22 protein-coding genes, 1 tRNA gene and 1 pseudogene are annotated in these 18,163 nt (G+C 57.3%); 14 read left to right on the forward strand and 10 right to left on the reverse strand.

The features are described from left to right. Positions 1 to 79: 79 nt before the first annotated feature. Positions 80 to 727 (reverse strand): TetR/AcrR family transcriptional regulator, encoded by a 648-nt coding sequence (locus NLY42_RS31470; RefSeq protein WP_023753835.1) that lies wholly within the window; start codon positions 725 to 727, stop codon positions 80 to 82. An 86-nt stretch (positions 728 to 813) separates the two neighbouring features. Here NLY42_RS31470 and NLY42_RS31475 point away from each other — a divergent pair, with 86 nt between their 5' ends. Both NLY42_RS31475 and NLY42_RS31480 read left to right on the forward strand, forming a co-directional pair. Next, complete coding sequence (locus tag NLY42_RS31475; protein ID WP_031244451.1) at positions 814 to 1,287, forward strand: anthrone oxygenase family protein; 474 nt, start codon at positions 814 to 816, stop codon at positions 1,285 to 1,287. Between the two features lie 86 nt (positions 1,288 to 1,373). Then, positions 1,374 to 1,826: an SgcJ/EcaC family oxidoreductase gene (locus tag NLY42_RS31480; RefSeq protein ID WP_286488956.1), complete on the forward strand. Its 453-nt coding sequence runs from the start codon at positions 1,374 to 1,376 to the stop codon at positions 1,824 to 1,826. A 334-nt stretch (positions 1,827 to 2,160) separates the two neighbouring features. Here NLY42_RS31480 and NLY42_RS31485 read toward each other — a convergent pair whose 3' ends face one another. Next, a complete protein-coding gene (locus NLY42_RS31485) occupies positions 2,161 to 2,613 on the reverse strand; it encodes a hypothetical protein (RefSeq protein WP_023707889.1) in 453 nt (150 codons plus the stop codon). 945 nt (positions 2,614 to 3,558) lie between these two features. Here NLY42_RS31485 and NLY42_RS31490 point away from each other — a divergent pair. Beyond that, positions 3,559 to 3,810 (forward strand): helix-turn-helix domain-containing protein, encoded by a 252-nt coding sequence (locus tag NLY42_RS31490; protein ID WP_084779708.1) that lies wholly within the window; start codon positions 3,559 to 3,561, stop codon positions 3,808 to 3,810. Positions 3,811 to 3,852: 42 nt separating this feature from the next. On the opposite strand, the gene NLY42_RS31495 is transcribed toward NLY42_RS31490, so the two are convergent. After that, complete coding sequence (locus NLY42_RS31495) at positions 3,853 to 4,419, reverse strand: recombinase family protein (RefSeq protein WP_023753829.1); 567 nt, start codon at positions 4,417 to 4,419, stop codon at positions 3,853 to 3,855. A gap of 293 nt (positions 4,420 to 4,712) precedes the next feature. Here NLY42_RS31495 and NLY42_RS31500 point away from each other — a divergent pair, with 293 nt between their 5' ends. The 3 genes and pseudogenes from NLY42_RS31500 (at position 4,713) to NLY42_RS31510 (ending at position 6,627) form a co-directional block, all read left to right on the forward strand. Beyond that, entirely contained in the window at positions 4,713 to 4,934 is a 222-nt protein-coding gene (locus NLY42_RS31500) for a hypothetical protein (RefSeq protein WP_023753828.1), read from the forward strand. Next, positions 4,915 to 5,178, forward strand: a complete 264-nt coding sequence (locus NLY42_RS31505; RefSeq protein ID WP_031252878.1) for a hypothetical protein — start codon at positions 4,915 to 4,917, stop codon at positions 5,176 to 5,178. The genes NLY42_RS31500 and NLY42_RS31505 overlap by 20 nt, the downstream gene beginning before the upstream one ends. Before the next feature lie 491 nt (positions 5,179 to 5,669). After that, positions 5,670 to 6,627 (forward strand): annotated as a pseudogene (locus NLY42_RS31510) (IS1595 family transposase). A 133-nt stretch (positions 6,628 to 6,760) separates the two neighbouring features. On the opposite strand, the gene NLY42_RS31515 reads toward NLY42_RS31510, so the two are convergent. Continuing rightward, positions 6,761 to 7,573 (reverse strand): DUF3800 domain-containing protein, encoded by an 813-nt coding sequence (locus tag NLY42_RS31515; RefSeq protein ID WP_245271295.1) that lies wholly within the window; start codon positions 7,571 to 7,573, stop codon positions 6,761 to 6,763. A 967-nt stretch (positions 7,574 to 8,540) separates the two neighbouring features. Between NLY42_RS31515 and NLY42_RS31525 the strand changes: the two genes are divergently transcribed. Then, a complete protein-coding gene (locus NLY42_RS31525) occupies positions 8,541 to 9,272 on the forward strand; it encodes a 3-deoxy-manno-octulosonate cytidylyltransferase (protein ID WP_023753824.1) in 732 nt (243 codons plus the stop codon). 5 nt (positions 9,273 to 9,277) lie between these two features. Beyond that, complete coding sequence (locus NLY42_RS31530; protein WP_023753823.1) at positions 9,278 to 9,982, forward strand: hypothetical protein; 705 nt, start codon at positions 9,278 to 9,280, stop codon at positions 9,980 to 9,982. A gap of 82 nt (positions 9,983 to 10,064) precedes the next feature. Here the strand turns inward: NLY42_RS31530 and NLY42_RS31535 are convergent, their stop codons facing one another. The 3 genes from NLY42_RS31535 to NLY42_RS32060 all read right to left on the reverse strand — a co-directional run bounded on the left by NLY42_RS31535 (position 10,065) and on the right by NLY42_RS32060 (position 11,727). Continuing rightward, positions 10,065 to 10,823: a glycosyltransferase family 25 protein gene (locus NLY42_RS31535; protein WP_050591077.1), complete on the reverse strand. Its 759-nt coding sequence runs from the start codon at positions 10,821 to 10,823 to the stop codon at positions 10,065 to 10,067. After that, positions 10,807 to 11,421 carry a CatB-related O-acetyltransferase gene (locus NLY42_RS31895; RefSeq protein ID WP_023753821.1) on the reverse strand — a complete coding sequence of 205 codons (615 nt, stop codon included), beginning with the start codon at positions 11,419 to 11,421 and terminating at the stop codon, positions 10,807 to 10,809. The genes NLY42_RS31535 and NLY42_RS31895 overlap by 17 nt, the downstream gene beginning before the upstream one ends. A gap of 159 nt (positions 11,422 to 11,580) precedes the next feature. Then, the gene (locus NLY42_RS32060; protein WP_502882140.1) at positions 11,581 to 11,727 is read right to left on the reverse strand and encodes a glycosyl hydrolase 108 family protein; all 147 of its coding nucleotides are present in this window, start codon (positions 11,725 to 11,727) and stop codon (positions 11,581 to 11,583) included. A 24-nt stretch (positions 11,728 to 11,751) separates the two neighbouring features. On the opposite strand from NLY42_RS32060, the gene NLY42_RS31545 reads away from it, so the two are divergent. The 3 genes from NLY42_RS31545 to NLY42_RS31555 are packed head-to-tail and all read left to right on the forward strand — an operon-like array spanning position 11,752 to position 13,545. Next, positions 11,752 to 12,318: a CatB-related O-acetyltransferase gene (locus NLY42_RS31545; RefSeq protein ID WP_050591074.1), complete on the forward strand. Its 567-nt coding sequence runs from the start codon at positions 11,752 to 11,754 to the stop codon at positions 12,316 to 12,318. Then, positions 12,318 to 13,307: a glycosyltransferase family 8 protein gene (locus tag NLY42_RS31550; protein ID WP_023753819.1), complete on the forward strand. Its 990-nt coding sequence runs from the start codon at positions 12,318 to 12,320 to the stop codon at positions 13,305 to 13,307. Before NLY42_RS31545 ends, NLY42_RS31550 begins: the two co-directional genes overlap by 1 nt. Before the next feature lie 10 nt (positions 13,308 to 13,317). Further along, positions 13,318 to 13,545, forward strand: coding sequence for a hypothetical protein (locus NLY42_RS31555; RefSeq protein WP_156933732.1), 228 nt, complete (start codon positions 13,318 to 13,320; stop codon positions 13,543 to 13,545). 1,099 nt (positions 13,546 to 14,644) lie between these two features. Here the strand turns inward: NLY42_RS31555 and NLY42_RS31560 are convergent. From NLY42_RS31560 to NLY42_RS31570, 3 genes are read right to left on the reverse strand one after another with little or no spacing between them, the layout of a single operon-like run. Further along, positions 14,645 to 14,953: a DUF6074 family protein gene (locus NLY42_RS31560; protein ID WP_348528063.1), complete on the reverse strand. Its 309-nt coding sequence runs from the start codon at positions 14,951 to 14,953 to the stop codon at positions 14,645 to 14,647. After that, the gene (locus NLY42_RS31565) at positions 14,913 to 15,524 is read right to left on the reverse strand and encodes a BRO-N domain-containing protein (protein ID WP_156933733.1); all 612 of its coding nucleotides are present in this window, start codon (positions 15,522 to 15,524) and stop codon (positions 14,913 to 14,915) included. Before NLY42_RS31565 ends, NLY42_RS31560 begins: the two co-directional genes overlap by 41 nt. A 50-nt stretch (positions 15,525 to 15,574) precedes the next feature. Next, positions 15,575 to 15,742, reverse strand: coding sequence for a hypothetical protein (locus NLY42_RS31570; RefSeq protein WP_023753815.1), 168 nt, complete (start codon positions 15,740 to 15,742; stop codon positions 15,575 to 15,577). A 339-nt stretch (positions 15,743 to 16,081) separates the two neighbouring features. Between NLY42_RS31570 and NLY42_RS31575 the strand changes: the two genes are divergently transcribed. From NLY42_RS31575 to NLY42_RS31585, 3 genes are all read left to right on the forward strand, one after another. Beyond that, positions 16,082 to 16,690, forward strand: a complete 609-nt coding sequence (locus tag NLY42_RS31575; RefSeq protein WP_023753814.1) for a hypothetical protein — start codon at positions 16,082 to 16,084, stop codon at positions 16,688 to 16,690. A 3-nt stretch (positions 16,691 to 16,693) separates the two neighbouring features. Continuing rightward, positions 16,694 to 17,941: a tyrosine-type recombinase/integrase gene (locus tag NLY42_RS31580; protein WP_023753813.1), complete on the forward strand. Its 1,248-nt coding sequence runs from the start codon at positions 16,694 to 16,696 to the stop codon at positions 17,939 to 17,941. 43 nt (positions 17,942 to 17,984) lie between these two features. Then, a tRNA-OTHER gene (locus tag NLY42_RS31585) sits at positions 17,985 to 18,045 on the forward strand. Positions 18,046 to 18,163: the final 118 nt, after the last annotated feature.

Below are 18,163 nucleotides of genomic sequence, written 5' to 3' on the forward strand. Positions count from 1 at the left end.
CGAACTCGCTGATGTGAAGACCGCGACAGGTGCAGCACCAGAGGCAGGAAGCGCCATTATGAAGCGTTCATCGATCGCACTAATGTGGGCCTAGGACCAGTGCCTTGATGCTCTGAGCCAGCCATTCCGCATAGGCATCCGCTGTCATCCCGCCGATTTTGATGAGGAGCAGGTAGAGCTCGGGGCTTGCGAGACGCCAAAGCTCTTCGTTGGCGTCGGACACCGATAGGCCGGCTCGCAGATCGGGGGCGAGCGAAGCCGCGAACACGTTAAGATTGCGGCGCCGGCCTTCGTGGAGTGACCTGTATAGCACGGCCGAGTCCCCGTCTATTTGGGCAGCGGCTCGTGCCACGTCCACTATCGGTGCGATGCGACCCAGGATCTCGGTGACAGTCGCTGCGAACCGCTCGATCTTTTCCGCAGCCGTTGCTCCTTCGATTGCCGCCCTTGGCGCATCCTGGTCCAGCAGTGGAGTTTCGGGAGCCGCGCCTCGTACCGCTCGCTTGGCAAGGTCGGCGAGGATGGCGGTCTTTGCGCCCCACACCGCATAAATGGTCTCCTTCGAGACAGCTGCTTCACGGGCAATTGCCGCGATGGTGGTTCGTTCCCAGCCATTCTGCCCAAACAACTTCCACGCCGCATCGAGGACCGCCGAACGGGTTTGCTCAGCCTGGCGATGGCGTGAAGCGGACTCGTATTTACGGCGAGGCTTGACATCAGCATTCATTTAGATGCACCACAGGTGTATTGAATGCAGTTACAGTGCATCAATACGGCGCGCGGCGCAAGCCGCGCATTAATCAGGAGCTTACAATGTCTTCCGACCTCATGACTTCCGGCCTGCAACTTACCGCAATCCTTCTGATCTCCTTAGTGATGGGGGCTGTGTTCGGCGTTTGGCGCGGTTACAATCCTGCCCTTCTCAGTGCGTCTACCTTCGTCGAGATGCAACAAGGCGCCATCCGTGGCTTAAATCTTCTGCTGCCGGCCCTTGGACTGGCATGTTTGCTGGCGACGGCAGCTCTTGCGGCTCTCAGCCGGAACCGGCCGCCTGTATTGGGCCTTTATCTGACCGCGCTTGCCGCCATCGCAATCGCGGGCCTTGTCACGCGATTCGGAAATCAACCAATCAACGCGCAGATGATGCACTGGTCAGCGGCCTCGCTTCCCAACAATTGGGCCAACATTCGGGACAAATGGTGGACGCTCCATCTTGTTCGGCTTTGTGCGAGCTTTGCGGGTGAAGTCATGCTCATTGCTGCAATCTTTGCCGACCGCACTGCGTGAACGATCCTATCTGCCGATCGTCAACCCAATCCACGAGGCGACCAGCGTCTATGAGAGCGCGCCCGCTCATTCCAAGGAACAAACTCATGTTTACAAATCTAGATCCCTCCACAATTGACGCCGATCGGGTCGCCGTTACCCAGTTGGTGAAAGGTTTCGATACTGCCTGGAACCGCCACGATATGCAGGCGTTCGGAACGCTCTTTGCCGATGACGCCGAGTTCGTCAACGTAGTTGGAATGTGGTGGCGCGGCCGCAATGCTATTCAGGCCGCCCACGCCCATACGCATGCGACCTTCCTTAAAAACAGTGTTCTCGTGTGGGACATCGCCTCGCTTAGATTCCTCGGTGCCGAGGTTGCCCTGGTCCACGTCCGGTGGCGGATGACTGGGCATCTGGATCCGTCCGGGGCGATCGGGGCGCCGCGTCAAGGAATTCTTTCGCTGGTCACCGTCAAATCACCTGCCGGATGGCGGATCGCGGCTGTGCAAAACACCAACGAGGTCTCTGAGGCAGAAGCACGCATGCCGCGGGCCTGAGTTGCTTCTATAGGCGGCTGATGGCTGTTGGCCGCCTGATCCTTCCCAGGATTTCGATGACGCATTCGGGTGGATTTTTTGCCGCCAATCGGAATCAGGGCCGGTAAGGCAGACATCGCCGGCCTCGTCGCCCACCAAAGGTCTCAATTTTGCAGATCGGCTGTCGGGGCGCACCTCCGTGATCTCGACGTGGCCGGTGATAATCTCGTCGACGCCGACCGCCTTGACGAGCTTCCAGCCTACTTCGAGGAACACCGTGTCCGGATCGGGAAGGTCCTCTGCGACCAAAGCATTGAGGGTGCTGGAGCTACGACGACCGGTCACAGTTAACCGCTTACTCGTCCATCAGGCTACGACCAATAAATCCGACAAGGGAGATTTTACCCGCTGGCCTTGGCGGATCCCATGTCGCCCCGACTTCCTCCGCCAAGGTGCGCATTGACCCTGCCCATCCCGAAAGCTTGGCTGTCCATTCAGGCGTCATGCGGCTGTCGAAAGCCCAACCCTCGAACACGTCAGCCAAGTGAATCATATGACGATAGCCGAGCTCCTCGCGCAGGTCCTCCGACCAGCGTTGCTCTGCAGCTTGATCGAATATGCTTGCGAGACCATCAGCCGAGGACTTCGACTGGTTCCTTCGCTCTTCCATAGCGTTCAACGCGAGCAGGTTCTTCGCCGCGCGGCGAAGCTCTATTCTTTTCTCTGGGGTCAGTCCTTCCCCGGTCGCAGCGCGAACCTCAAGCGTCTGAGCCAGTGCAATCCTTTGCTGCGGAGTCAGGCGGGGCATCCATACACCTTTCGCGCGGTTCGAGGCCCGAGCCCCTCATCTTTAAATCTAGGATCGCCGCTATTGTTCGATTGAACACTTGCGCGGGCGAAGCCGCAACTCAGGGACACTGGTCCAGAAATACAATCACGGCGAGCACGGATCATTGCGGAAGTGTGAAGCAGTCTCCCTCACAGGTAATTTTGCCCAGGTCGGGTTTTGGGATGAGCACGGGCCGGAAGACATGAACGACGGCGGGCTTATGATCGGCGTCAACGTACACCCGCCACCCGTTAGCGTAACCCTTCTGAGACCCGTGAATGTTGGCGCAATCAAACTCGACGGTGGCTTTTTCACATACTCGCCGGAAGGAGATCGTTGCCTCGGGCGCTGATACATCGAGCGAGCCGTCCGTTTAATTGGCGCACCCCGCCAATGCTGGCCCGGGGATGATTGCGGCGAGAATTGCGGTGGCGGGAGCAATGATCAGAGATTTCATGACGATCCCATTTCGTAATCAATCTTGGAAGAAAGGTCAGTCGATCATCGCCTACCCAGCTGCGCCAAACAGATTTCGGCAGGGCCTGACACGCTGACGTCATGTTCGAGGCGATCACCGGCCGAGACCTCCCGCACGCACTGCTGGTAGGGTGAGAAGTAGAGATGCAGCCCAACCGCGAAGATGATTGCAGCTCCGAGAATTACGGCTGACCGATCGATGATCATTTGCCGGGTACTCCTGGTGAAGCGGTCAAACGGCGGCGCGCCAACTGGGCCCAAGCCGCGTATCAACTCAAAGCCGAACAACTCCGCCATAAGCCCAAGCGGGTTGCGTAGGTGCAGTGCTAAAGCCTTTGCCCGGATTGGTGCCGTACCCGATCCAATTCAAGCAAAGAAAATCCACTTTTTGGATAATCTGAAATTCGGATTACCGCAACGTCGAAACGGAATTTACTCGACGAGCGGATGGCCAAAACCCTGCATTCGGACCGTCATCGGCGACTTGCTGAGCTGCTGACTGAGAAGCGAAAGCTGGCGGGTTTGACACAAGCTGCTGTCGCCAAAGCTCTCAATCGACATCAACCTTTCATTGCCAACATAGAAAACGCCGATCGTCGTGTGGATCTCATCGAGTTTCTCGATCTGGCGAAGGTAGTAGGGTTTGATCCATACGAGGTCTTGCACCAGATCGAGGCCGTCGATCCGCAGACGGATTAGGAGTAGGCCCGGGAGTTCAGCGACACACTGGCCAACCGTGGGCTACCTGAGGCCAGCAGCCGTAAGCGCTCGATATACTGACCCCCGACCGATGCCGAGGGACGCGGCGATCTCTGACACGGACTTCTGTTGCTGGTACAAGACGACTGCTTCACCGGCCTTTGCTCGCGCCGTCGGCTTCCGCCCCTTGTATTTCTTGTCTGCCTTCGCCTTCGCGATGCCTTCCTTCTGTCGCTCTTTCATCAGGCCTCGCTCGAACTCTGCGAAAGCGGCGAACATGTTCAGCATCAGCCGACCGTATGCTCCGGTCGTGTCAAGCGTCTCCTTGCCGAACTGTAAGACCTTCAGTCCTACACCACGTCCATGTAGGCCATCCACAATATCACCTAGGGTCCGAGTATTGCGCGCCAAGCGATCGATTTTGGTTACCACCAGCGTATCGCCCTTGCGCATGAACTTGAGCGTACGATCAAGCTCCTGCCGATCCCCCAGGGCTGAAACCTGCTCGGAAAAGACTTCCTCGCAACCGGCCGCTTTGAGGTCACGTATCTGGGCCTCCAGTCCCGCGACCTGCTCCTCTGTTGAGGTTCGTGCGTAGCCGACCTGCATCCAACTCCCCCATGTCCAATAGCCTCTGAACTTTTGAGTCAGATACGTCCAAAAGTCAATAGGAACCTTATTGGACGGCGCTAGGGCTTGTTACAGGGTGTCCGGTAGACCCTGCCCATGTGGACGTCTGGCCAGCATCTCAATGGATCGCCGGATCAGGCACGGCCTTTCGCCTGTTCCGCCGAACCGAGCAACGAGTGGGGGGGCACTGACGCCGACACCTCACTGGTAACAGCGCCTATAGCGAGCGCATGCTGCCGAATTGGCCTGACGCAGCCATAGGAATAAAGTGAATGAACGATCACATTTACCAGTTTGCTTTGCAAACTCTCGGGTCTGTTCTGGTATATGGTGGCTCCATCCGCGCCGCTGCCTACGCAATTTTTCGGTTCTTCGGCGAGCCTTGGCTGAAGTCGAAATTCGACAAGCAGCTCGAAGCGCTGAAGAGTGGCCAAGAGCAGGAATTGGAACGGCTGCGCTTTCGGATCAAACACCTTGTTCGATCGTGCGACTAAGCTCCATCAGAGTGAGTTTGGAGTTCTGCCGGAGATGTGGAACCGGCTGGTCATGGCTCACAACGCCATCGGCGCCTTTACCAACGAGTTCCAGCAGTACCCCTCAATGCGTGAAAAATTCAAGGTACTGGAGCAGATCCTGAACAAGGCCTTGATCGAGCATGTCTTCAACGAGAGAGAGGATATCAGGCCTCGCCAGCGCACTGGCCGAGGGCTTTTCAGGATCGCGGCGAACCTCTCATGAAAGAAATCGAAGCTGATGTAGATTCGCGGTTGTGGTCGATCGAGGAGACTGTATAGCGGTCGTGCCTTTCGTCCCGCTCTACATCGCCGCAATCACCGCGTCGATGCTCGCCAGCGCGGTCTGGCGCTACCGGCAGCGTGATACATGGCTGCGTGCTTGGTGATGGCCGCGCTTGGCGCCGTGGCCCTACTGCTTCTTGTGAGGTAGAACCTGAATGCGCGCTTGCGCTTATTCATATAACAGTTCAAGCACGCCCTGGAGGGGCGAAGCTATGGGGGGATCGAATGCTGTTGTTTTCTGCCGGCTTTGTGATGGGAATAATCGCGTGCATCGGCGGCATCCAAGCGTTCGCTTGGTGGGTAGACCGCTCAACAGACCGTGCGGCTGGTTGAATCGGCTTCTGGGCGACCGACGGACCGACCCCGCTTGCCAGCCGACTCGGCATGTAGGTACCCAAACAATCGGAACAGATTCCATAAGGAGTTAGACCGATGTCGGTGCTTTCAGACCGCCACTATCACGACGAAGCCGCCGCCTACAAGTTTGTAGAGGCCAGGATTTGGCCGAACGGCCCCGTTTGCCCGCATTGCGGCGGATTTGAGCGCATTTCGAAGATGGAAGGCAAGAGCACCCGCATTGGCACCTACAAGTGCTACCAGTGCCGCAAGCCCTTTACCGTGAAGATCGGCACCATCTTTGAAGCCAGCCACGTCAAGCTCAACCATTGGCTACAGGCGATCTTCCTTATCGCTTCGTCCAAGAACGGCATTTCGAGCAACCAGCTTCACCGCACCCTTGGCGTCACCTTGAAAACCGCTTGGTTCATCTCGGACCGCATTTGCGAAGCCATGCGCGACGGCAAGCTTGGCCCGCTCGGCGGCAACGGCATGATCGTAGAGGCCGACGAGACCTACTATGGGCCGACCAAAGAGAAGCGCACCGTGACCACCGAGGGCCGGCCCTTCACCAAAAGCGGCAAGACTGGCCCGTCACACAAGCGCGCCATCCTTGGCCTCGTCGAGCGCGGCGGCAATGTTCGCACCTTCCACGTAGTGCAGGCGACCAAGGTCAACGTTGCGGCGCTGGCGACTGAGAACGTCCACCACGAAAGCACCCTCTACACGACGAGAGCAAGCTCTATCACGGCATGAAGGATCACTTCGCCGCTCACGATAGCGTCAAGCACACTGGCGGCGAGTATGTCCGTTACGAAGGCGGCGCTGTCATCCATTCGAACCCCATCGAAAGTATTTCAGCGTCTTCAAGCGCGGTATGCGCGGCACCTACCAGTATTGCGCCGAAAAGCACCTTCACCCCTACCTTGCGGAATTTGACTTCCGCCATAATTCGCGCGTAGCCCTTGGCGTGAATGATGAAGCGCGGGCGGGTCGCATCCTTGATGATGTGGTCGGCAAGCGCCTGACCTATCAAACAACTCTTACGCGGTGAGGCACCCTATGGCGTCTGGCGACCGTCCAAATACCGCCCGAAAGCCGCCCGGAAAAAAGACCGGAAAGCTTAGTCAAAAAGGAAGCCGCACGGGAGCTAGGCGTTGATGAAAGCGGGCAGGCATTCGAGCGTGCTATTTCTTCAATTTTGTCCGAATCTCACGGAAGTCCCAAGCGTCGTCAGGAATAGTATCGCGGAAGTGGCTATCGGTTGGGTCTGCCTCCCAAACTTGCCGGATGTATTCGCGCTTAACGTCCAATAGACGACGCTTTATCGTCTCTTCTCCAGCCATGACCACAAAGGCCTCGAAAGAGCGCCTTGGTTTCCATGGGTAGGGATAATTCATATTCCCCTTAGCACCGCCCTTTTCAAGCCAGAGCCGGCGCAACCACCAAGCCGACAGGTCGGCCGCCTGCAACGGTAATTCGTCCTCATCTGTCTCGAAGCGAGGAAGGCTCCCCACTCGGTCGCGCAACTCCTCCGGGATAGTATCGCGATACTCTGGCCACCCGACAGTTATGGCGTCTTCAATGCCGCTCTGCTTGTCGAAGATTATATCGATCGGATCCAGAAATCCCATCCGGTCATGGATTTGGAGCAAGCCATCCATGACCAGAGAATGAACCATGTAATAAGGATTCTTGTGGAACGCCGGCATCTGGAAATCGTCTACGACTTTCGCCAAAAGTCTTTCGTCTATCGCGACGGCGAACCAGCCCTGCACGTGCTTCTCTGCAATGCGGTAGAACCATTCTGCTTGTTCGGTCGCTACCGATTGGCCCTTAGTCCATTGCTTGGACATTTTGAAAACAGGCATTTCAAGGCGCTGTAGAAGCGCATGCCATTCATCCGAGTGAGATAGCCAGCTTTCGACGTTGGAAATGAAGCCGGACATGAACAGCACCTTGCCGTCCGTCCTGCTGTCATCAATGAAGGCTTGCAGCACCAATAGAAGGCGCCTTTCGCGAACGGCCTCGGGTCGACCGCTCACGAATTTCAATGTGCTCCGCGTGCCGTGGAAGTGAGCCGGTCACGGTTCACCTACCACGTTGGGTACGCGAAGTACAATATGCGGATTATAGTCCTTGTTGCGGCGAAGCCCCATGACCGGAGATCGCCAATAGCCAGAACCAAACCTTCCGAACAGCTTTCGCGGGCTGAACTCGAGTGCTTCCTTGCGGCAGCCGAAGCGCTGCACGAGAGCATCGTCGGGCCGCTCCTAGCGTGCCACAGGGAGCATTACCAAGCTCTACGTGAGGTCCATGGACCCCTGTTGAAGTCGATCGAGACCATCACCGGCCAGAAGGCGCGGTTCATCCAATGGAACGGGACAGGACCGGCACAGCCCCGGGAGAAGCCTCCGGGCTAATGCCCAGCCTCGCGCATCTCTCGCCGCCGCATCACCTCCACGAGCAATTCGAAGACGCTTTCAAGCTCGCCGTTGATGTCGTCGCGCCAATGCCGGCCTTCTCGGCAGCTGTCATCAACTGGTCTTTTAAGTCACCGATGGTGATCGGATCCCCCAGCGCCACAATGGGCAGGGAACGCCTTCGACTCTGTATTCGTCGATTGCGCATTCATGGATTCCGCCGGGAGGGCTGTTCAAGTAGGCGGTGCTCTCCTCTCCAACCTGGCACCTGGAGAGACGGCGTTTGGATCGGCAGGACATCATTGGATTTCACTGAAGGAACGCGTAGAGCCGCGGTGCAGCCATGACCACTTTGGGTCCGGAAGCGGACAGTCCGGTTCCGGATGAATGGGGTAGAAAGCTGACCTTCCGTTGTCGACGTCCGGGGTCAGCGCCTATCACAAGAATTGAGGGTGTGATTTAAGGAGTGTTCTGACCGTCGAGACGAGGGAATGAACGTTAACAAGAGGTCGACTAGCGCGACAAGCTCGTTCTGGGGGAATCAATGAACGCCGCGATCGTAATTCCGGCTCGCTTTCAATCCGGCCGGTTGCCAGGCAAACCCATGATACAATTAGCTGGCGTCCCCATGATCGAGCGAACCTATCGGCGATGCGCGTTGGGCTTTCCTGCTGAACATATATATGTCGCGACCGATGACGAGCGCATTTACCGACATTGCGTAGGTGTGGGTATCCGCACGCTGATGACTTCTCCGGATTGCCCAACGGGCACCGACCGCGTTGCCGAAGTCGCCGACAGTGTCGCAGCAGACCTGTATATCAACGTCCAAGGGGACGAGCCGCTATTCAACCCTCGCGACATTCAACTGATTCTGGATGCCGCAGAGGCTAATCCGGGCGAAGTTCTGAACGGCGTTTGTCCCATAGAGACTGAGGAAAGATTCCGCAGCCCTTCAATCCCTAAGGTCGTGATGCGCCCAGATGGACGTCTGCTCTACATGTCGAGGGCTGCCATCCCGACCAACAAGTCCTTTGAGTTCAAAAAGGCTTGGCGCCAGGTCTGCATCTATGCCTTTACGTCCGAAGCGTTGGGGGCATACCGCAGCGTCAAGGGAAAGACTGGTTTGGAAGAGATCGAGGACATCGAGATTTTGCGCTTCCTCGAATTGGGCTTCGATGTCCGTATGGTGCCGGTTTCCTCAGACTCTGTCGCAGTGGATACCCCTGCGGATGTAGCGACAGTCGAAGAAATTCTGCGACAGCGCGACAGGTAGACACTATGGCCAGCCTGTGGCGAATAATAAAGACGTTCAGCGCTTCGCTTGATTTGGACTTGCCAGCGATTGCAGGAGACGCCCTGGTGGTCGGCTCGGCACCTGGATCCCGCCCGCCTCGCGGAGCGTTAGATGGCTTCACGCTGATGACCGTCAATGCCTCTCAAGTCTTGACCGAAAGTTGGGGCTTCGGGGTCCCTGACTTCACTATAATTCGCCCTCAAATTGGAAATGACCGGCCTGAGGACATTAAAGCTCGTGAAGTGCTGGCCGACCGCTCGACAAAGACCGCTATCGTCCCGGATTGGAAAGAGGATCGCTCGGTTTTCGAAGGCATTCTGCGCGAGATGGGCTATGAATGGCAGGCATTGACTCTCCTTACTGAATGGCAAAGACAGCGCGTAATGTTCGAAACCGCGCACGCGACTTCAGCGCTCGAAGTCGGCAAGCTCAGTATCTCGAACGGCATCCTTGGAGCTGGCTTGTCGTTGTTCTTGGGCGCGGGCCGCGTGGTGATGGCCGGGGTCTCATTCTCAAAGGACGGACATGCCTACGATGACGCCCACATAACTAAGCGGCTGCACATCGACGATGATCGACGTATCTTGAACGCGCTGTCCAGGCGAACCGGCAAGGTCTTTGCGGCCGAACCCGCTTTAGCTGGCGAATGCGGCATCCCTTTGTGGCCAATAGTCTCCCCGGACCTGTAGCGGGACGCCGCGCAGATACTTGCAACTCGTGCCCTGTCGTAACGCTGATCGCGCCCGACGTTTGAGCCGCAGCTAGAAGACACTATTTGGACCATTTGGCGGGCTCCCGCTCACCTTCCCAGCGCAAATCCACCTTTTCGGTTCCCCAAAAGGTGCCATTTCGACAATGGGCAAAAAATCGCAATAGCTCTCCGCGAATCTTGGTTGCCACATTTTTGGGGCGATGCGGCGCCGCCTGGATCAGTGTAATGACAGCTTTCTTTCCAACAAGCCTCTGGCTCTGAACACACATGGCCGGCACAAGTTGGTATATTTTGCTGATCGCGAAAGTCCATGAATTTGGGCTGAACAATGTGAGATCAATTGGTTCTTTCAGGTGCTTTAGCTGGTGGAGCAGTCTTTGAGCCGTGCCCTTAGAAATGACATAACCGGCGGTCCCGAGATGTTCACCGACCAGCCGCCCTACCGCGTGACCGTTGCTGACTGAAACAATGCGCCCCAGCCTGACGCGGCCGAACATCGTCTCAAGCTTTACGATATCGGCGTCACGCGGCACCCATTGGTCATTGGAAAAAAGCTGTCCGCCATCATTTGTTAAAACCGCGTCGTCTTCAAAGATGGCAGCGTACTCATCCGCACCGCCTGCAATGATCTGCCAGCATTTCCGATGACTAAGGAAGCACGCTATTTCTGGTTTAGTGAGATGGGGTAGAGCAGGAAAGTTCACAGGATCGCTGCGCGCGTCGACCGCGGCTATGCGCTGAAACGAAACGCCAATCCTGGCGAACTCGGACGTAATATTGACAAGGCGGTCTGTTGACCGATCAAGGTTGATCACCATGCATTTCATCTACAATCACCCCCTCGAAACGCTTCACGAATTCCTCAGCAGGTAACTCGAATGCTGCCTTCTGTCGCTTGATGACCCCAACGGGCCAATCCCACCACCTAATATTACGCATAGCCTCTATCGTCTCATCCGAAAACCGGTAGCGGATTAATTTGGCAGGGTTCCCCCCTACGATGGCATATGGTGGGACGTCTTTGGTCACTACACCGCCGGCAGCAATAACAGCCCCATCGCCTATCGTAACCCCTGCAAGAATAATAGCCCTTGTTCCGATCCAGACATCATTGCCGACAATGATCGGTCCCTTAGTCCGCAAGTACTCGTACAGTGACTTCGTTTTCCCAATCCGATCTTGGATACCGAAGGTCGACGCTGTTTCTGTCGGGTGGTTTGCCTGGCAGACAAAGAGCACCTCAGGCGCGATCGAACAAAAGGCGCCGATTTCGACCGGCGACTGCTCGGTACAATGGAGAAAGGAAGTAGGGCGCAGATTGCTGTGAGATTGTGAACCAACGGTTACGTGTCTCGGCCATGTTTGTCGCGCTTTCAGGAGGCCAAGCTTGCGCAGCCAGTCAGTTGCTTTGGACATGTGCCATCCTCCTTGTCGACAACTCCTTTAGTGTTTTCCTTCAGGCACGAACAAGGGTATTTTTCCAGCCAACCTGCCTGTCGGGTGATCTTTCTATGGCATCGCCCATTTAACGGTGGGAAATTTTCAGCTTAATGACGATGCGAAAGGTCGCCAGTGTCACGCCTTTTTTGAGGTGGCGCCGCCGGGATCGTCCGGATTGTCCGACCAAAGCCCTTCCGCTTCAAGGATGAGCGCAAGCGCCCGCGTGAAATTACGTCCATGAGAAAGCCTCTTGAGGTTGTATTGAGAGACAGTAAACGCTATTCAGCGTGCGGGTAGGGTGATGACATGTCAGTATTTACTAAGTGGCTTAAAGATGCTCGGGGCAAGCTCCCGAATCATGTTTCCATCGGGCGCCACACCTATGGTGTAACGTGGCGGAAGATACTGTTCCCGACTAAGGATGCGCCTCTGCAGGTCGGAAGCTTTTGCTCTGTTGCCGGCCAAGTCCTTTTCATGTGCTCCGGTCAACACCCGATCGACAGCGCGACATCGTTCCCCATCCACAGCCGACTGCTGAGTCAGCCCGAGCCTACGGGCAATGGGCGTCCGGGCGGCATTATATTAGGGAACGATGTCTGGATAGGTCATGGCTCCATCATTCTGCCGGGAGTTTCAATCGGTGACGGTGCGGTTGTCGGCGCCGGATCGGTCGTCACCAAGGACGTACCTCCCTATGCCATAGTGGCAGGCAATGCCGCCCGGCTGATACGTTACCGTTTCTCAGATGATGTCATCGCGAAAATGCTCGCTATACGGTGGTGGGAGTGGAGCGACGACAAGATCAAGCAGGAAGTGGTATCGCTGACCCAGCCAATCGAGCAATTCGTTGCGCAACACTCAGGAGCCCGTTGATGCGCTCCTGCTTCCTACTGGCGGCTGACAAAGAATATTTTCCCTATGCCTGCTTGGCAATGCGTCGAATCCTTGACGTCTCTGCGAGCGGAACACCGGGTTTTTTGTTCCATCTCGGCGGCATTGATTCGTCCGACATGTCCGTCGGCAATCGGCTGTTAGGAGACGGGGTCGAGATAGTCGATGTCTCCACTTTTATGGCTGAAGCCGGTTCAAAATTTAGGAAGAGCAGCCCGGCCGCTTTCATCCGCCTTTTTGCCGACCGGCTTCCTCAGTTCCACTCGTTCGACCGGATCGCCTATGCCGACTGCGATGTCCTTTTCAATCGTGACATCGCAGATTTGGCCGGGCAGGACATGCACGCTCCGCTTCTCGCCGCGCACGACGACTACATGTATTTCAGACCGCGCTATCGTAGCACTCTTGGCCTCCGCCCAGGTGCTCCTTACTTCAACTCAGGCGTGGTTGTCTTCAACATGCCTCTTGTTCGGGAGCAGGGATTGCTTTCGCGCTCCCGTCAGGTTGCCATTGAGCGCCAGTGCAACGACCAAAACGCAATGAACATCGCGTTTGATGGCGCTTGGCAGACCATGCACCCCAACTGGAATCTGATGTCGAAGCGAACCCGAAAGCACAGGTTTTCGGGAGCCTACTGCCGCCATTTCGCCGGAGGAAAACCGTGGGGAAATCAGGTGGGCGTTGAATCGGATGCGCTTGCAGTATGGCGAGATCTGGCAAAAGAAACGCCTTGGGGCGCGCCCTTCCGGCAGCGGATACCTTTCGAGCGCGGCCTGACGAAAAGGATACTGCAAAAATTCGATGGACTTGCCGGCGCTGTGCTGGGCAACGAGCTTTACAAACGCCGCGCGCGCTATGATGGCGACAAGATGTATGGAATTTACGCCGATCACGCCGAGGCCGGGTTGATGGCCGTCAGTTACCCTGAAGAGCTCGGCGGGTTCGGGATACCCCCAAAGTCGCGCTCCTAAGCAGTCCGCCATGCATGGCGTCCTTGAACAGGAGCAGCCGTACCACCATCTTGCGCGAAAAGTTAAGAGCGGTGGGTTGGCCCACCGCTCCTTAGCTACAGCGAACTTCGATATTTATCGTCTGCTTCCAGGCAGCTGTGATGAAATGCTGAGCGTCCGATGTGGTGCGCAAAGCAGTCACGGCGCCAAAGACGAAAAGATTACCGGCGGGCGCTGGTCCGCCGGCCTCTACGGCTGACGGCAACCAGCCTGTCAGCGACCCCCGCGAAAGCGCGCAGTGTCGCCTGCTCCTGTGCTGCTGCCTTTTCGTAGAGCCTTTTATATGTCCGCCAGTGCATTCCAATTGGCTTGTCCAAAAGTTGGAGCGGGAGGTTTGCGGATCCTCCTAGCCGCTGGCGCAATTTCCGGGCGCTGGAGAGGCATCGAAAGCGAGGATCTTCGCTCTGGGAGCGGTAACTGAGGTCCAAACACACACGGCAACGGAAGCCGGTGCCGTCGTGAAGAACTGCGCATTTGCGATTGCAGCACGGGCAAATGAACCAGCGTCGCTCGCCGCCGAAATGTTGCCTCGTGGAAACAAGCGCGATCACTTCGCGCACGCATCGCCACTCCTGGGCTGGCCCTCGGCGTTGACAGGTCAACTCCAGACTGTCCTCGTCTGTGAAAATTCTGATCGAAGCGCTAGGACGGCCGCCGACATTCCAGGTCAACTCCCCTTTCCGCCCCGGCGCCAGCAGACCGCCCTTGCGCAAATCCGAGATGCGGAGATCGAGCAGGTCCTCGCACTTCTGGCGGGCTCCGTTTCTCCACCGATTTCCCGATCCTGCGCCGCCCATGGCTTTCTCTGATTTTCCCGCAATAATGTGCAAATCTGAGCAGCTCTTACAACGCACAGGCATAACGAACTCTGATAGCGAAACCCGTATGACGCAGTTCCTTCCTGGTCTGCAGCGCCTTCTGCAATCTGCCTGGCGACTAAGGCAGAGATCGAAGAGCCTTCAATCCGGCAGAAGGATCGCAGAACGGTTATGAGGCGTCGTTCCAATTTACTCCTGGCAAACGGGCGCCCTTGCACACGCGTTTGAAGTCGCAAAGGGATCTTGTCTGCAGAGGATGATTTTGGTCTTACGTGGGGCATCAGATCCATCTCTCATCCCTGCCTTTCTCACGACCTTCTGGCCAGTAGCGCGGCATGCAAAGCTCGAGCACCGCAGGTTCTAGCGGCCGACGGCGACAGCGGCGCGTCATGGAGGGTGCCCTGATGCTCAGCCAGCGACGACGCCCCGGAGTGTGCTCGACCGCTTTCGTGAGGCAGCCAAGCGCTGCTTCGCCCAAGATCATATACGCTGACCATGATACGTCCGCCGGGCGATCTCCCCCTGCACAGCCGACCAGAATGCGCAGAGTTGCTCATCTCGCTCGGCCTCGCCGATGCCGGCATGGGACATCTGCTTGACGAGGGCATCCGTCACCTGGTCGCGGTAGGACTGAGCCGCGCGGAGCGTCGGTTTAGCGAGCATCTTTCCTGCGGTTGAGCGGATGCGGCCGACCCTCCGGACCATTGGAAAGACGATCACCCTACATGGCGGGGTCCAGGTGAAGAGATCAGACTCTCGCACGGCCGGCTCCCCCGTACTGCTGTGCACCGACGGACCGATCCAGAGCGCCCTCGTTGGCCCCCTCAGTGGTAGATGTATATGCAGGTGACGTGGTCACCCCATTCATGTTGCTGTTTTGGGCTTTATCAGGTGAAGGGGTAACCCGACTCGGGTGATCTGATAACCCCATCGCTTCCGGAGTCGGGTGACCAGGCCGCCCGACTGGGGTGATCTCGTCACCCCGCGTTTTTTTCTTGATAGGGCTAGCTGGGATCGTTTCTGCGCGCCACCGCATGAACTCTTTAGTCGCCGGCATGGCGCTGCGCTCAGGGTAGTCGAGCGAATATTCGGTGAGGATCCAGGTGCTCGCCCTGGTGCGGTTTTCAGCCCGCGCCTTCCAATCAAAATGCCCCTTCTTGGCGAGCTTTACGAAGCCGAGGGCGACGAGCCGTTTGCAAGCTCGATCGGCAGGCACGTTGCTGCAATTCAAAGCTTCGGCCATCTCCTTACCGCTGAACGAAATATCGCCATTATTCGCGCCGGTAAAGCGCGCCTTGAACTCGACGTAAAGCGCCCGCTCGTAAACATCGAGCGAGCGCCAAGCCGGGCTCTGCGTCATCCACGCATACAAGCGGACGTGTCTTGGCTCTGAACCAGCTCTGCCCTTCATCAGAGGGACCTCGCAAGAATCAGCCGGGATTCGCGAAGTGCCGCAACCGCGTCAGCGGCGCTCAGACCGAATTTCTCCCGCAGCTGTGGGACCGCGGCGCGGTTCTTGTCGCGATCGCCGGTCGCCAACCAGAGGGCTGCCTTCGCGATGGCGCCGTTCTCGGCCATCACGCAGCATCCCCGTGAACCGCGCGGCGCCAAGCCCGGATGCTCAGGCCCCAGGTGCGGCCTCGCTTGAAGGCGCCGGGAATGTGGCCGCGTTCTAGGGCGTGATAAACTTTGCGAACGTCTGGTTCATCGATGGACCTGGCAATTGCATCGGCGCCATAGACAACCTCGGGCTTTGATCGATCGGAGCATCAGACTTGTCGTTCATGGTGGTTCCTTCTGTTCGCCATTTTCGAAAAAAACAGTAACAAACGGAACCTAATTGCGCCACGTCGAAAACACTGGTAAGTGCCCATATAACGATTATTCGGAAAACTTCGTAACAAGGCAAAGCTCGCAATGATCTCTATCCGCTTGCAATGGGAGCGCCCTGCCGATGGTGTGGAATTGGCGTTTGACGGTGATGCCATTCGGGCACGGACGCCTCGAAGTATTCCGGTGACCTATGAAGTCACGGACCTCGAAAATCCGATCGTCCTTCACCTGATCAACTGCAGGACTAATGAGGACCGGGTTGCGTTTCTGTCACGGTTCGGGTTCCTTAGGCAGGACAAGGGCTGGCTTGGAATGACCGGCGTTGAAGTCGAGCAAGACAGGCTGTCAGCGAGCCTCACAGAACCGTCGCTTAGCTTTATTCCGCTCCCCCAAATAGAATACGCAAACCAGGTCATGAATGAGCAGGGCTATCAAGTCTCGCTTCGGCCAGCGTTTGAGGAATTCGGCGGTGAAGGTTTGCGCCTAGTCTTGCATCCAGATTCCCTCTCTAGTTTCATGGCAATGGAGGTCGCATTGGCGCATGAGGCCGGAGCGGCTTTGACGATGTGCGAGCATTGCGGAAAGTCTTTCCTGACAGGGCCTTTGACTGGCCGTCGATCACACGCCAAGTACTGTTCAGATAGATGCCGCGTCGCTGCCATGCGCAAGCGAAACGCGGCAAAGGGGGAATGATCGATGTCCATCCGAAAGCGCACGTGGGCTACCGGCAAAGGTGAGGAGAAAACAGCCTGGGTGGTCGACTACGTCGACACGAAGGGCACGCGCCGGCTCAAGACGTTCTCTAAGAAAAAGGAAGCCGATCAGTTCGAGGCAACGGCCAAGGTGGAAGTCCGGGAAGGCGTCCACGTCGCCGACAGCGCCAGCGCCACGGTGAAGCAGGCGGGCGCCTTCTGGATCGCCAGCGCCGAAGCTGCCGGTCTCGAACGATCGACGGTAAATCAGTACCGGCAGCACCTTGATCTTCATATCGTTCCACTTATCGGCGAAACGCTGCTTTCAAAGCTGTCAGTGCCGGCTGTCAGGGCCTTCGAAGACGACCTTCGCGCCAAAGGTCGATCGTCCGCAATGGTGCGCAAGTTGCTCGTCAGCCTCGGCTCGCTGTTGGCAGATGCGCAAGAACTCGGCCTTGTGACGCGTAACGCTGTTCGGGAGAAGAGTCGGTCGAAGCAGAGGGGCAAGGACAGGCGCCACGAGCGGCGCCAGAAGGGCCGCCTGAAGGTTGGGTCAGACATTCCGACACGCGAGGAGGTCAAGGCCATCGTGGCCGCCCTGGCTGGCCGGTGGAGGCCGTTGTTGCTTACCGCCATCTTTGCCGGCCTGAGAGCATCGGAACTGCGTGGCCTGCGCTGGCAAGACGTGGATCTCGACAAGCGCGAAGTCCACGTTCAACAGCGTGCCGATCGCTTTAACGATATCGGCAAGCCAAAGTCGGAAGCTGGCGAGCGCACGGTTCCGATTCCGCCCATGGTGGTCAACGCGCTGAAGGAATGGAAGCTTGCCTATAGGCGGCCGGTCGTTGGCAAGGACGATGAGGGCAAGTCGATCAGAGAGGATGCGAAGCCGGAGCATCTGATCTTCGCCAACGGCGCCGGCAACGTGGAAAGCCTGGCCAACATCATCAACCGCGGTCTTTTACCAGTCCAGCTCGCCGCCGGCGTCACCATCGCAACGGACAAACAGGACAAAGACGGCAATACGATCATGTCTGCGAAGTACACCGGCATGCACGCGCTGCGGCACTTCTACGCCTCGTGGTGCATCAACCGGCCCCAGGATGGCGGCCTCGGGTTGCCGCTGAAAGTGATTCAGGAACGCATGGGGCATTCCAGCGTGACCATGACGGCCGATGTCTACGGCCACCTCTTTCCGCGAGGTGATGACGCCGAAGAGATGGCCGCGGCGGAGCGGTCCTTCTTGGCTTGACGCGACATAGGCGCGACATAGGCTGCTGAAAGCCTTGTGTCGCATGGGTTATGTTCGGACTGAAAATCCGCGTGTCGGTGGTTCGAATCCGCCTCTGGGCACCATCCGCTCTTCTCCCGACACTCCCTTTCGCCGAAGTTTCTACGCTGGAGTTTCTGCAAGCGACTGGAATTGTTGATCTTTTGCAGTCGCATGACGCAATTAAGCGGGACAGGGAACGCT

The sequence above is a fragment of the Mesorhizobium sp. C372A genome (assembly GCF_030323245.1).
Classification (GTDB): Bacteria; Pseudomonadota; Alphaproteobacteria; order Rhizobiales; family Rhizobiaceae; genus Mesorhizobium.

Excerpts from the sequence above, each read along its gene's own strand:
- NLY42_RS31545 (WP_050591074.1), top strand. The coding sequence starts at position 11,752 with ATGTCAGTATTTACTAAGTGGCTTAAAGATGCTCGGGGCAAGCTCCCG.
- NLY42_RS31550 (WP_023753819.1), top strand. The coding sequence starts at position 12,318 with ATGCGCTCCTGCTTCCTACTGGCGGCTGACAAAGAATATTTTCCCTAT.
- NLY42_RS31570 (WP_023753815.1), bottom strand. The coding sequence starts at position 15,742 with ATGGCCGAGAACGGCGCCATCGCGAAGGCAGCCCTCTGGTTGGCGACC.
- NLY42_RS31470 (WP_023753835.1), bottom strand. The coding sequence starts at position 727 with ATGAATGCTGATGTCAAGCCTCGCCGTAAATACGAGTCCGCTTCACGC.
- NLY42_RS31500 (WP_023753828.1), top strand. The coding sequence starts at position 4,713 with ATGAACGATCACATTTACCAGTTTGCTTTGCAAACTCTCGGGTCTGTT.
- NLY42_RS31495 (WP_023753829.1), bottom strand. The coding sequence starts at position 4,419 with ATGCAGGTCGGCTACGCACGAACCTCAACAGAGGAGCAGGTCGCGGGA.
- NLY42_RS31535 (WP_050591077.1), bottom strand. The coding sequence starts at position 10,823 with ATGGTGATCAACCTTGATCGGTCAACAGACCGCCTTGTCAATATTACG.
- NLY42_RS31565 (WP_156933733.1), bottom strand. The coding sequence starts at position 15,524 with ATGACGCAGAGCCCGGCTTGGCGCTCGCTCGATGTTTACGAGCGGGCG.
- NLY42_RS31580 (WP_023753813.1), top strand. The coding sequence starts at position 16,694 with ATGTCCATCCGAAAGCGCACGTGGGCTACCGGCAAAGGTGAGGAGAAA.
- NLY42_RS31485 (WP_023707889.1), bottom strand. The coding sequence starts at position 2,613 with ATGCCCCGCCTGACTCCGCAGCAAAGGATTGCACTGGCTCAGACGCTT.
- NLY42_RS31895 (WP_023753821.1), bottom strand. The coding sequence starts at position 11,421 with ATGTCCAAAGCAACTGACTGGCTGCGCAAGCTTGGCCTCCTGAAAGCG.
- NLY42_RS31575 (WP_023753814.1), top strand. The coding sequence starts at position 16,082 with ATGATCTCTATCCGCTTGCAATGGGAGCGCCCTGCCGATGGTGTGGAA.
- NLY42_RS31480 (WP_286488956.1), top strand. The coding sequence starts at position 1,374 with ATGTTTACAAATCTAGATCCCTCCACAATTGACGCCGATCGGGTCGCC.
- NLY42_RS31555 (WP_156933732.1), top strand. The coding sequence starts at position 13,318 with ATGCATGGCGTCCTTGAACAGGAGCAGCCGTACCACCATCTTGCGCGA.
- NLY42_RS31530 (WP_023753823.1), top strand. The coding sequence starts at position 9,278 with ATGGCCAGCCTGTGGCGAATAATAAAGACGTTCAGCGCTTCGCTTGAT.
- NLY42_RS31490 (WP_084779708.1), top strand. The coding sequence starts at position 3,559 with ATGGCCAAAACCCTGCATTCGGACCGTCATCGGCGACTTGCTGAGCTG.
- NLY42_RS31475 (WP_031244451.1), top strand. The coding sequence starts at position 814 with ATGTCTTCCGACCTCATGACTTCCGGCCTGCAACTTACCGCAATCCTT.
- NLY42_RS31525 (WP_023753824.1), top strand. The coding sequence starts at position 8,541 with ATGAACGCCGCGATCGTAATTCCGGCTCGCTTTCAATCCGGCCGGTTG.